Raw genomic sequence first — 12994 nt, 5'->3', positions numbered from 1 at the left:
CACTGAAATAGTGAAAACAATGTAAGGACTCCTTCATGCCCGTTATTACGCTTCCCGATGGCAGCAAGCGCGAGTTTGCTGATGCAGTATCCGTAATGGAAGTCGCCCAGGACATCGGTCCAGGGCTGGCCAAGGCGACGCTCGCCGGCCGTGTGAATGGTGAACTGGTGGATGCCAGTGCCAAAATTACTGAAGATTCTGATTTATCCATCATCACTACCCGTGATCAAGAGGGTGTGGATGTTATTCGTCACTCCACGGCGCACCTTCTGGCCATGGCGGTGCAGGACCTGTTTCCTGGCGCTCAGGTGACCATTGGGCCAGTGATTGAAAATGGCTTCTATTATGACTTTTCCTATGAGCGGGCTTTCAATATGGACGATCTGTCCAAAATTGAAAAACGTATGGAAGAGCTGGCAAAACAGGATCTTGCTATTGAGCGGGTTGTGATGAGCCGCGACGAGGCTATCAGTGCTTTCAAGGCAATGGGTGAAGAGTATAAAGTTGAAATCATCAACGACCTGCCGTCCAGTGAAGCTATTTCTGTGTACCGTCAGGGCGAATGGATGGATCTCTGCCGTGGCCCGCATGTCCCGTCTACTGGCAAGCTGAAAGCATTCAAGTTAATGCGGGTTGCAGGTGCCTACTGGCGCGGTGATTCGAATAATGAAATGCTGACCCGTGTCTATGGTACTGCCTGGGAAGATAAGAAAGCCCTTAAAGCCTACCTGCACCGTCTGGAAGAAGCTGAGAAGCGGGATCACCGTAAACTGGCCAAGAAGCTTGACCTGTTCCATATGCAGGAAGAAGCTCCTGGCATGGTGTTCTGGCACCCTAATGGCTGGGCGATCTATCAGGAACTGGAACAGTACATGCGCAACAAGCAGCGTCTGGCCGGTTATGAAGAGATCAAAACACCTCAGCTGGTCGATCGTAGTCTGTGGGAGAAATCTGGTCACTGGGACAAATACGCTGATGGCATGTTTACCACCAGTTCTGAAAACAAGGACATGGCTATTAAGCCGATGAACTGCCCTTGTCACGTACAGGTCTTTAACCAGGGATTGAAGAGTTACCGTGATCTGCCACTGAGATTGGCTGAATTTGGCTCCTGTCATCGAAATGAGCCTTCCGGATCTCTTCATGGGCTGATGCGTGTCCGTGGCTTTGTTCAGGATGATGCCCATATTTTTGCCACAGAAGATCAGATTCAATCTGAAGTTTGTGATTTTATTGATTTTCTGCACAGTGTGTATGATGATTTTGGGTTTGATCGTAACAACCTGATTTATAAGCTCTCAACCCGCCCGGAGAAGCGTGTAGGCTCCGATGAAATCTGGGATAAAGCCGAAAAGGCATTGGCAGAAGCATTGGATGCCAAAGATCTTCCATGGGAAGAGCTGCCGGGTGAAGGCGCTTTCTACGGACCTAAAATAGAGTTTTCCCTGAAAGACTGCATTGGTCGAGTGTGGCAATGTGGTACGATTCAGGTGGATTTCTCCATGCCGGGTCGTCTCGGAGCTGAATATGTGGATGAGCAGGGTGAACGTAAAACACCCGTTATGCTTCACCGCGCGACTCTGGGATCCTTCGAGCGCTTTATCGGTATTCTGATCGAGCATTATGAAGGTGCAATGCCGGTCTGGCTGGCTCCGACGCAGGCTGCTATCCTCAATATCACTGATAGACAGGCAGATTACGCCAGAAAACTGGAGAAAAATCTGTCTGAACAGGGTATCAGGGTAAAAGCGGACTTGAGAAATGAGAAGATCGGCTTTAAAATCCGCGAGCACACCTTAATGAAGGTGCCTTATCTGCTGGTAATCGGCGATAAGGAAATGGAGAATAATACCGTTGCGGTTCGCACTCGTACCGGTGAAGATTTGGGCGTAATGTCCATTGAAGAGTTTAAAGAGCGTCTTGATTCAGACGTTCTCAAGCGTGGCCGTACTGCTTGACCTGCCTGCTTGGAAAATGGTTCCGACCTTTGATTTTGATGTTGTTTATAACAAAAGGTCGGAACTTACTATGTTGCTTACACAGGAGATACAACCATCAGACGCAACAGCTTCCGTGATCGTCGCCCAGTAAAGGCTCCGATTAATGAAAATATCCGTGCAAAAGAAGTCCGCCTTATTGCCGCCGACGGGGAACAAGTCGGGGTTGTAGATATAGCTGACGCTTTGAGTATGGCCCAGGAAGCGGGGCTGGACCTGGTTGAAATTAACGCAACCAGTGAACCACCTGTCTGTAAGATCCTGGATTTCGGTAAGCACCAGTACGAAAGCAAAAAGCAGAAAGCAGCAGCTAAGAAGAAACAGACTTTGATCCAGGTGAAAGAAATTAAATTTCGCCCGGGTACTGAAGAAGGGGATTATCAGGTAAAACTGCGCAACCTGATACGTTTCCTGACTGAGGGCAACAAGGCGAAGGTTTCCCTTCGTTTTCGTGGTCGTGAGATGGCTCACCAGGAGCTGGGCATGGAACTGATGAAGCGGGTTGAGAAAGACCTGGAAGAACTCGGAACCGTTGAACAGTATCCAAAAATGGAAGGCCGTCAACTGATCATGGTGATTGCCCCTAAAAAGAAGAAGTAATTCGTTTTGCAGAGGCCGGCAACTTCCTGAATGAAGTTCAGGTTGGTTGTCGGCCTTTTCGTGAATTACTGTTTTTTAAACTATCCCGACTCCTGCTAGTCCTTTGGATTGTTCGGAGATCGCGAATGCGGAGTGTTTTTCATGCCAAAGATGAAAACCAACAGTGGAGCCGCGAAGCGTTTCAAGAAAACTGCTTCCGGTTACAAGCGTAAAGGTGCCTTTAAGAGTCACATTCTGACCAAGATGACCACCAAGCGTAAGCGTCAGCTGCGTGGTACCTCCCTGGTATCTCCTGCTGATACTGGTCTCGTTAAGCGTATGCTGCGCGACTAATCGCTTTTTTGATCATTTTTTCGGAGAGATAAACTCATGGCACGTGTAAAACGTGGCGTCATTGCACGCCGTCGTCACAAAAAAGTTCTGAAGCAGGCTAAAGGTTATTATGGTGCACGTTCACGTGTATTCCGTGTAGCCAAGCAGGCAGTTACCAAAGCTGGTCAGTATGCTTACCGCGACCGTCGTCAGCGTAAGCGTCAGTTCCGCGCTCTGTGGATTGCCCGTATCAATGCCGGTGCTCGTATGAATGGTCTGTCTTACAGCCGTTTCATCGCAGGCATGAAGAAAGCGGCTATCGAAGTCGATCGTAAGGTTCTGGCCGATCTGGCCGTTCACGACAAAGCGATTTTTGGCCAGCTGGTTGAAAAGGCTAAAGCTGCTCTGGCTTAAGTTTTTATACTGGTTTTTAAAAGGGAGATCTGTTTTACAGGTCTCCCTTTTTTATTTGCCAGGGCCAGTTGACGTTTCATTGCGTGCCCTGATACGCCGTTTGGGTGACACAGAAAAGCGCCATTTGCTTCGTCATACTTGCTTGACGCAGATTAACTACGTGCTGCGTAAGCCTTTCACGCATATGATGCTTTTCTGAGCCACTGAGCTCACAATGAAACGTCAACTGGTCCTAATCATATTTTTGGAAAAATTATCAGTTATGGATAAAAAAGGGGGTATTGCGCCCATAGTTCATGTGTTTTTTATATTAACCACGTTAAATAGGCTGTTTACTCTTCTTCTTGAATGGTGAAGCTTGGATGGTCTGGCCATAAGCCCCAGACATCTATGTGGCGTTTTCCTGTCAGCCAGGTTCCCAATGGGGTATTCCAACGGTTGTGTAGTGTGGTGTATGGCACACTCCCAACGAACTCTAGTCTGAGTTTCAAGCTGGTAGCATCAAGGGGAATATCACCAATCGAACCTTGCAAAAAGCCAGATATTTTTGTCTGCCTCTCTGCTCTGCCTTCCGACGAGTGGTAACTGACAGTGGCAATCACTATATAGCTGCTATGGTTTTTAAAAATAAGTTCAAAATCATTGATTTTCTCAACCCAGAGAGGGATAACCGTCTCACCATGAATTGAGGTAAAAGTGTAAGCGATGGGAACGAGTTCATCAGTCACCTCATTAGGCGTTGCAGGCCAGAGTACTGAGACTATATTGCTGCTGCTTTCTGCACTGGCATAGCTTGCAAAAGCGTTTGCATTTCCCAGCATGCCTTGAAGGCCTTCTCCTTCACCGGAAATACTCCATTCAGCTGAATCAGAAACAGAAGCAAGATTAACGCCGCTCTTTGCCAGTATAACGCCCGTAATGACGCCAAAACCCTGGCTGATTTCTCCGGTCAGCGGGTTAAGCATATTCATTTCCCGGGCAACCGACTTGAGAAATTCCATATTTCTAATGATACTATCAGCGCTATTTGACAAGTGCTGCTCTTCAACAAGAATCCACTGTGCCGACATGGCTCCCTTGGCAGAAAACTCCCACTTTAATGTAACCTGTGCACTGGTTTCTGCAGGCCCGGCGGCCATATTTGTAGAAACCACATTTGGTCCTAGTACATGCTGTGTAGATACTTTTAGCTTTTCTGACAATGGACTGACTTTCATCTTCAGATTGCTCAGGTGAAGCCCAGAAGGATTAAATGAAGAGTCATCTCCAACAACACCGATAGCACCCAATTCTACGCTTTTGCTTAGACTCCAGTTTCCCCACCAGCCGGGTTTAGCCTCACGTATAAGTTCTGTATAGGTATCGGATAAATAGTCATCAGGTAAGGTATTCAGCTCAACGTTGATAGCCAATACAGGCTCAATGCTAAATACCAAAATGACATAAATTGTGACAAGGAGGGGGGGGCTTAGCCGCGACATATTCGGAACTCCAAAGGTGCAAAAAGAATAAGCACAATTGAATCAGCTGGGCTTGAAGTATAGATTGCAATATGTACGACATTGTAAAATTATTTTTTATAGGAAGAGAACCTTTGTAATTAAGCCTGTTTTACTCCACCGGTCAAAAACTCTACCAGGTGTCGAATAACTTTTCGGCGGCTTTTTCAGTGATTCTAAACACTGCTTATCATCCAACAGGGTTCCCTCTATATCGTAATTGAAAACGACACTACTTTTGTAATCACATATGTCTACCAAGCTTGGTATACTGCCTGATGGGTTCAATGAAAGACCTAACTCCCTTAAAGTAAATAGCTCATAGTTAAATAAACCTTCAGGAGGAAAGCAAACTGTGACCTGAAGCAATAAATATATTATAGAAATATATAAGATATTCACCTGACTATTGGGTTTCAATATATAGCTCCCTCCACTATCAACTCATTTCCTTTTTCCTCAACTGGGAGAATCGATTCTGCCAACAAAGGAAAGGGAGTTTCTGATCTGAACTACTTCAAAAGCTGCATTGAAAAAAAATGATAAATCTGGTTTACGTGAGCAGTGCTTCCAAAATCATGGACGAACACGAGCTGACCACTCTTTTGGCACAAAGCAGGGATCGTAATCTTAAGCAAAATGTTACGGGCATGTTGATCTATTGCGATGGAAACTTCTTTCAGGTACTAGAAGGTGAAGAGAAAGACGTTAAAGAGATTTACCGTTCAATCACCAGTGATAGTCGCAATAATGGGAATATAGTATTGATTGAGTCTCAGATTTCTCGACGTAACTTTCCCGAATGGTCCATGGGCTTTAAAGTATTGTGCAAAAATGACTTAATGGAAGTAGCGGGCTTTTCAGAGTTCCTGGTAAGGAATATGGATTTTGATGAGTTCGCTTTCTATCGTGATGCTGTCGTTGAATTGCTGTACAGTTTCAAGAACAGTAACACCTGCCTGGGTTCTTCTAATGGGAGTCGTAGTCATATATCTTGTGCATGTTCTTCCAGTTTTTGAAAATTGAATAATCAATAAGCAAGCAGGCGCCTATTGCGCCTGTTTTAATCGATTAGCTCATCGTTTAAAAAGGCTTTACGTTACTTAATCTTATCTTTTTGATGCTCATAATCGTCATAGAGCGGATTGTTCCATTTACGCGGTTCTAGATTGTTAGTGCCTCTGTCCATATTGTTATAGGCAGCTGACTAAATTCTGTTTATCTTTCCGATGTTTTTAAATATGTACGCCAGTTCAATATGGTGTCCGGACTAATAATAACTAAATTAATGGAGAGATATGATGGATACAACAGCAACAGTCGGTCATCTAAGAAGCGATGACCGCAATATGGAAGTGTCATCGCCATCAGTTGGAGGCTGTGAAACTGCTCGGTTTATGGGGCTCGATGCTACTGAAGCCGAAGGTGCACGTTACAGTAGAAGTAGTGATAGTTCAGAGTCTAAATCATCTATTCGAGATCGTATTGCTTACCCCTTCCGTGCAATTAAGAATCAACTGATCCAATCAGCTTTTTGGGGGGGCGTTGCTGGTGCTGCAGTTGGTTTTTCCATTCCGGCGTTTGTGGGTTATGTCACAGGTAGTATTGCAGGTGGTATCGTTAAACTGGCTAAAATGATTGGATGTCAAAACTCCAATGCCCGTAAAATTGGTGCTGCTATTGGTTTAATAACTGGTGGGCTGGTTGGTTTACCTGTGGCGGTTGCACTTGCTGCTGTTGGTGTGGCTGCTGGTGTTGTTATTGGTACTGCTGGCAGCGTGGTTAAATTACCCGTCGATATTTATCGTGCGGCAACATTGGACAAGTCTGAATTGAATCCATGGGAGCTGGAGGCAAAAAAACATCAGGAAGAGTTTGAAGCTAGGATGAGAAAAATGTTTATGGATCTGGTAGCTGATACACAAATGGGCTATTAAGTGGAAATAGAGCCTGTTAAAGCCACTTCAGCCGAACAATACTAAAAGTAGTTACTATGAGTTGATGTGGAAAAGTTGCTTTTTTTATCGAAACACCACCATATAGTTGAAGAAATTAGACTATATGGTGGTGCTTTTTTGGGGCTAATCTGAAAGATTATACAGCTTCAGAGGATTCAGTTTTAAATACTTTCCGCTCTTTAAGCTCATCTTTCAGGTCAGCGACATCAGTATAGAACTGGTCATACCACTTACGCAGCTGGTAAACAGGACCATCTCCATCGCAAAGTAGTGGGTTATCAATACGTACCTTATTGTCCCAAATCTCTACATCCTCATAAAATGCATCCTGAGCGAGCTTGATGTAAGCCTGAGCCATTTCGCGATTTTGCTCCTCTGTGAGTCCTGGTACTTTCTTGATTAATACACCATAGCGCAGAGTAAAGTTATTCTGGTCAATGGGAACATGGCAGTTCAGGAGTATGGAGTAAATGGGCACACCATTCATCTCACCACTCATATCGGTAATCTGGTAAGACGGGCCGTAGTAAGTGGCAACAGTCTTAAGGTCACTGTCTTCGGAAAGGCGCTCACTGCAACCAATCATGGTCTGCTCAGCTACGTGATTTTCAAACACGTTTGCAAATAGCTTAATAGGGGATCCATGAACTGGGCCAAAGTGTGCCTTGTCCGCTACGTTATCAACCAGCTCCCGGCAATTGGTTTTGATATGCATCTCCGCAATTTCCCAATCGAACCACTCGTCATCAAAGCAGGCATCAATTTTAGGGATAGCCTGTTCTTCGATAGGTGGATTGCCTTCAGGGTCATTCCAGACAAACAGCAGATTATTTTGCTCGCATGAAGGCCAGGCTTTGGTTCTGGCTCTGGGCGGGATACGCTTGGCATAAGGGATGTCATCACAAACACCTTCTGAGTTCCAGCGCCAGTCATGGAATGGGCAGCGAATAGAGTTGCCTTCGATGCAGCCTTTACTCATGTCTGCACCCATATGGGGGCAGTAAGCATTCAGAATATGAACGTTGCCATCTTCACCTTGAAATGCGACCAGCTTGGTACCAAATGCATCAATGGTATGGGCTTTGCCATCCTTGTAGTTTTCCGCTTTACCCAGGCAGTGCCAGCCTCGGGCATATCGATCAGGAATGGGGTTGGTCTCAATCAGGTGCAACTTGCTCATATTATTGTTCTCCTGGCTGCAATATCTGGCATTCTGCCATGTGCGAGGCTATCTTCCCGGCCTGTAAAATAAAAAACACCATGATTCGGGTAGAAGCTTGCATAATCCTCAAATGATGATTTTCCAGTGAGTAGTCACTGGTCATCATCGTCTAAGTGGACGATTGCCTTAGGTGTTGTTGATCTGGGTCAATTTTTCGTTTTTATATGCCATGGTTGATAATTTCCATAGGCCTTAAAACATGGATATCTGAAAATTGAGCTTTTGGGGCAGGGTACTATCCCTGCAGTAAACATGCAGAGAATGCCAAGCCCTGTAGAGAGTTCTTTCTTGTCTGTTACTTGGAAGATAACGCTATCGTCCATCACTGCCCTATCATTCATTCCTCATTTGCCATCCTTTGGCAATCTATCTTTTTCATTAATCAAGCATCGATAGTGCCGCGTCCTTGCCTTACTTTCCTCCACATAAATAACTTTTGCCAGAATTCTGTATTTATGTGTAACGATTTCTGGGAGTAGGTGCACATACCCTTCCATCGTCGACACCGAATTATGGAACTTCTTAAAGGCAGCCATCATGCACACTACAGCTCTTTAAAGGCATGTGGAAATGATCACTTCCAGGATAGTGCGACTAAATACCTCAGTAAAGATCTTGAATGGCGCAGAGCTTGGAGTGCATGTGAACTCACACTTTCCCGGTTAATTGAGAAGGTGGCGGAGCACAGGCTTCACCAACTTCAAAACTGACCAGAGCCAGCACTCAGACAAAGCGAGCTGCGCAGACCGTGGGCGGTTGGTCCCATGACGATTTGAGAACAAACCCTGAGGTTCCTGGCTATGGAGCGTAATTGACGGATAAGCCTAAGACCTCTCTAACATGATATAAGCCCTGCTGTACACGGATGATCTGAGCTGCCTCAGCAAGCTTTCCTTGTATGATCTGGTCATTCACAAGGTCACGAAAGGTCTGATCTATTTTTCCATTCTCAACAGGTTTGGTTAAATATTTCAATGAAACGTCTAGTTCAGTGTATTTTGCCTGATCAGTAATATGAAATTTCTTAAACCACGGTGTCAATGCATTTATGCAGTCATCAATATGTTGTATCTCATGCTCTTCTACCAGCTTGTAGCGAATATCTCCCTGAAGACGTTGATACAAGATTTGAAGGATTAACTCGATTTTTTTAAGGTTTTCTTCAAGAAGATGGTCTTCGTGTAGGTGGATGGTATTGGTGTGTGGGAGGTAGACAAGTAATGACTCTTCGAAAACTCTATGCACGTATAGATAGTTTGATGGCTCAGAGGGCGTAAATGGGATTTCCGAAAAGGGAGCGTTACAGGGGGGCTGTTGAGCGGGCAGATGGTGGGCTGTCAGTAGCTCTGCCTGAACATTATATCTCATATCATGATGAATAATCTGGGCAGTGGGGTAGCTTGTTGCTTCAGGTGCACTGGCTATCGGGTAGATGGGCTGAACTGAACTTGGGGTTTCATGAAATGTATTAACCCGGTTATCTCTAACAAAGCTATGTGCAGCTTTTCTCTCTGGGTATCGTGGGAGCTGAGATATAGCTGGAGCAATATTACTAGCTTGAACGTTTTGTTTATGGCTGTTTTTCTCCAGTTGAGGTATCAGGGGTGGTGCAGTGAGTAGATCCATAGGAGTATGATATCTTCTATTCTGTGGAACATCTTGGGGGATATGGTAACTCGTTGTTGCAGGGGCAGCCGTTGCTGGGTAGCAGGAAGGAACTTGGTTTAAAGTGTCATAAAATGCATGAACCTGAGCAGTCTCAATATCGACCCGCTCCACCTTTTTCTCTGTTGGATGTCGGTTGAGTTGAGCGAAAGCAGAAGCAATGTTGTTTGTTTGAAGTATAGGCTGATTATTGGTCTTCTGGCTATTGAGGAAAGGCTCGGCAGCTTGCTGGGTTTCATGGGAGGCTGGTGAAACAGGTTTCTGGCCTGTGTTTTGAGTGGTCGATATTTTTGTATTACCTCCATCATTGACAGAACTGGACTGAATAAAGCTGAAGGGTCTATTGCCGGACAATATCTCATCGGTAAAGCTGGGCTGAGAAAGTTTAAGAGACCTATGGTTGGGTAAAGCATCATCGATAAGGCTGGGTTGAATAAAGTTGATAGGTCTATTACCGGATAAAATATCATCGACGCTAATAGAAATGTCTAAGCCCATCAGCTTTTTGAAAGAGCTTGGGTTTATCTGAGCCATGTCTTGTAAACTTTTTCTCGTCACTCCCATTTCACGGGCTTTCTGATCAACCGCTTTCATTGCTTCAGTGCTGCAACCAAACTCTTCTTTTAATCTGTCGGTGACTAACAACAAGTTAAGCTCTTTTTGGGTCTGGGTTGCTGGGTTATCAACCAGACAAACTTCAGACGATTTTTGAGGTAAACGAGTCAAACATTTTGAAACCGCAGTGTGAGATACTTCTGAGGCTTGGGCAGTTGCTTGAGAATCTTGTTCTTGTGGACTGTGCTCGACTTGTATTCTGGCTTTTTGTGTTTCAGGTTCAGGAATTGGCTGAGGTGAAGAAGAGGAAGGGTGGCCAGTCGCTGCCAGTACTTGTTGATGGCATCGGGTTCTATACGCTGAGATACTTGTCTTAACCTCTTCATTTCGCTTCATTGCAGCAGGAATGTCTTTGGGCTCAGTGTCAAGAAGAGCAAGAACCCAGCCTGATAAAGCTTGAAGCTTATCGGGACGTACTTGAACAAGATGTGGCGTTTTTACTGCGGAGTTGAAGATGTCGATCGCCAGCTTTTTAAAATCAACTCTAGTAAAACCTAAGTCTATATCGGGTGAAATGCCCTTTAATAGCAGGAGATTACTTATATCTTGATCACTAATAGACTCTGAGCGAAATATTTTTTTCCTCAGGTTACAAATATATTGCCCCCATGCCTGGCATGCGATCAGTTGCCAGCTCTTTCTTTGTTTATCATCTTTCAGTAAGTATAAAAGTTTCTGGTTCTCTATACAGTTTTTCCTGTGGCAATCCATTTTTGATATAACTTTATTGTATTCGGTAAGTGTTCCTGGTTTTCTCATGCTTCCATCTTTGTATATATGATGGAAGAAATGTAAATACAGCTTATGTTTTAATGCTGCAAGCATTTTTGAAAGACGAATACCATCATTCATTTTTCTAACAGTCTTTTCATTTAATGCCCATACTCTTATTTCCTGGGCAGCTATAAGGAAATCGTTATTAACAGCCGGCTCAGAGCTTAATCTACTGGATATTTTGATTAATGCCTGAAAAGCATCATAGCTGGTCATGCCTTCTAATGAATCTTCGAGAATGATTTCTCCATGTTGAAATTTTCGCCACATGGAAATGCATTGATCTGTCATAGTTGTATGTTTTATTAGCTCTTGAATCATTCGCTCTATTTTTAATTTTCTATCAGGGGGGGTTATTATCGTTATGTGGGATGACAGTACGCGTACAACAACTGCGGACAATAAATTTTGTGTATCTTTATTTAGGAAATGATGAATTGGAATAAATTTGCGGAATGTTTTTCTGAAAGAATACAAGGCTGCTAGCAATGACAGGTCATTTTCTCTGTTTTTTTCTTGGGTGAATGTTTCAAGTACCTTGTCCAGTTCATATTTTAGTATTTGACATAAAAGCCTTTCCTGCATAGGGAATTTTCCCCGATGTGCTGACAGAAAATCGGCGGCTTTTTCAAGATCTCCAGATGCAATTATTGAGTCAATTTCTTGGGTATTAAGATGTATTTTCTCAGGTGCAGATGCTCTGTCTTGTGGTGCTACACTTGCTTGGGATTGTTCTTTTTCAATGGATGCTACGTTGGCAAGGTATTGTTTTCTTTTATCAGGTCTTAAAAAGTCAAATCGTCTGGCTGGTCCACCCTCTCCAAGAGTCCACTGGAGGCGGGTGATTGCCCAATGGTTATCACATCTATTTGATAATTTTGCAGCGTAACTTAAATAATCCAGTTCAGACTGGATCATTGTAGTGAGTGTGTTACGAATTTCAGCTCTAACCTCATCACTTGGGGCTTTTCTGTGAAAAGGATGGAAATGAAATATATTGATTGCCTGGTGTAATGCCTCAAAATACTCTTTAGCAAGGCCAGGTCTTGTCTGCTTTCTGATTTCTACGATGCAAGGATGGAGTGTTAACTTATATATGGATTCAAATTTAAGTCTGAGGAGGTTGAAATTATCGTTTTCATCAGGCCTCAACATTTCCTGAAGATAGTTAATGCAGGAAGTCACTCTAATACATGCTTCAATTGGCTCAGAGACACCTTTTAATACATTCTGAAGATACTTTAAGTATGTGTTGACTTTTTGAGAGAAATGACTCCAGGGTTGTAGCTTGAGCTCTTCAAGTAAAGGTGGATGCCAGTCACGTCGTTGTATTGCCTCATTTATTCGAATATGGCTTTCAAGTCTGCCAGGTTCACTTCTAACTTTAACTTGAGCTGACTGCCCCGGCGATTCGAGGCTTCTATAAACTGGTGTTGCAGTAAGTTTCTCCACGTAACTCAGTGGTTGCAATTGAGGTTTTGGGGTTTGCTCTATGCTCTTTTCTTGTTTGGCGGAAAGAGGAAATGTAAGTTGCTGTTTATCATCAGGAAAAAAACTAGTATCTTGGCAGACTGCACCCGATAAACTTTGGGGCTCTATTCTTGAAACACCTTTCACTATTGTAACTTGACTTGGTAATTGCTGAAGTTTCTTCTCAGGACTGGGTATATTAAAAGCTGTAGCTTTCCTGCTCTCATGAAAGCCGATTTTTCTTAATCCGGGGCCCAGGGGGGGAGATTTTGAAGAATAGGGTTTTTCGTCATCTTGCTTGGGTGATTGAAAGCCGGTTTGGGATAAACTGGTTATGTTACGTAAACTATCCATTGCAGAGGCTCTTATTGGAATTAGAGCCTTCCAGTTTAGACTTATATGAGTATTGGAATAATATTTTGTTACTTCAATTAACCCTTGTATTACTCATTGCTGAATGAATAATGA

General features: G+C 43.9%; 9 protein-coding genes. 6 read left to right on the top strand and 3 right to left on the bottom strand.

Going from position 1 to position 12994, the window contains the following annotated elements; all coding sequences use genetic code 11:
- Window positions 1-35 precede the first annotated feature (35 nt).
- The 4 genes from thrS (at window position 36) to rplT (ending at window position 3323) form a co-directional block, all read left to right on the top strand.
- Entirely contained in the window at window positions 36-1958 is a 1923-nt protein-coding gene (gene thrS / locus GV64_RS18745) for a threonine--tRNA ligase (protein WP_020581314.1), read from the top strand.
- A gap of 96 nt (window positions 1959-2054) precedes the next feature.
- Complete coding sequence (gene infC / locus GV64_RS18740; protein WP_026258073.1) at window positions 2055-2597, top strand: translation initiation factor IF-3; 543 nt, start codon at window positions 2055-2057, stop codon at window positions 2595-2597.
- 141 nt (window positions 2598-2738) lie between these two features.
- Window positions 2739-2930 (top strand): 50S ribosomal protein L35, encoded by a 192-nt coding sequence (rpmI, locus tag GV64_RS18735; protein WP_020581312.1) that lies wholly within the window; start codon window positions 2739-2741, stop codon window positions 2928-2930.
- 36 nt (window positions 2931-2966) lie between these two features.
- Entirely contained in the window at window positions 2967-3323 is a 357-nt protein-coding gene (gene rplT, locus GV64_RS18730) for a 50S ribosomal protein L20 (RefSeq protein WP_020581311.1), read from the top strand.
- A gap of 332 nt (window positions 3324-3655) precedes the next feature.
- On the opposite strand, the gene GV64_RS18725 is transcribed toward rplT, so the two are convergent.
- Entirely contained in the window at window positions 3656-4804 is a 1149-nt protein-coding gene (locus GV64_RS18725; protein WP_020581309.1) for a hypothetical protein, read from the bottom strand.
- Window positions 4805-5361: 557 nt separating this feature from the next.
- On the opposite strand from GV64_RS18725, the gene GV64_RS18720 reads away from it, so the two are divergent.
- A complete protein-coding gene (locus GV64_RS18720) occupies window positions 5362-5841 on the top strand; it encodes a BLUF domain-containing protein (protein WP_020581308.1) in 480 nt (159 codons plus the stop codon).
- Window positions 5842-6120: 279 nt separating this feature from the next.
- Entirely contained in the window at window positions 6121-6759 is a 639-nt protein-coding gene (locus GV64_RS18715) for a hypothetical protein (protein ID WP_152554125.1), read from the top strand.
- Between the two features lie 157 nt (window positions 6760-6916).
- On the opposite strand, the gene GV64_RS18710 is transcribed toward GV64_RS18715, so the two are convergent.
- Both GV64_RS18710 and GV64_RS18695 read right to left on the bottom strand, forming a co-directional pair.
- A complete protein-coding gene (locus tag GV64_RS18710) occupies window positions 6917-7960 on the bottom strand; it encodes a Rieske 2Fe-2S domain-containing protein (RefSeq protein WP_020581306.1) in 1044 nt (347 codons plus the stop codon).
- A gap of 840 nt (window positions 7961-8800) precedes the next feature.
- On the bottom strand, window positions 8801-12880 hold the full coding sequence (locus GV64_RS18695; protein WP_020581303.1) for a hypothetical protein: 4080 nt from the start codon (window positions 12878-12880) through the stop codon (window positions 8801-8803).
- Window positions 12881-12994 lie beyond the last annotated feature (114 nt).

Origin of the sequence: Endozoicomonas elysicola, from assembly GCF_000710775.1 — a bacterium.
Lineage (GTDB): Bacteria > Pseudomonadota > Gammaproteobacteria > Pseudomonadales > Endozoicomonadaceae > Endozoicomonas > Endozoicomonas elysicola.
The sequence above is the reverse complement of the archived record's forward strand: the minus strand, read 5'-3'. Positions and strand labels throughout refer to the sequence as shown.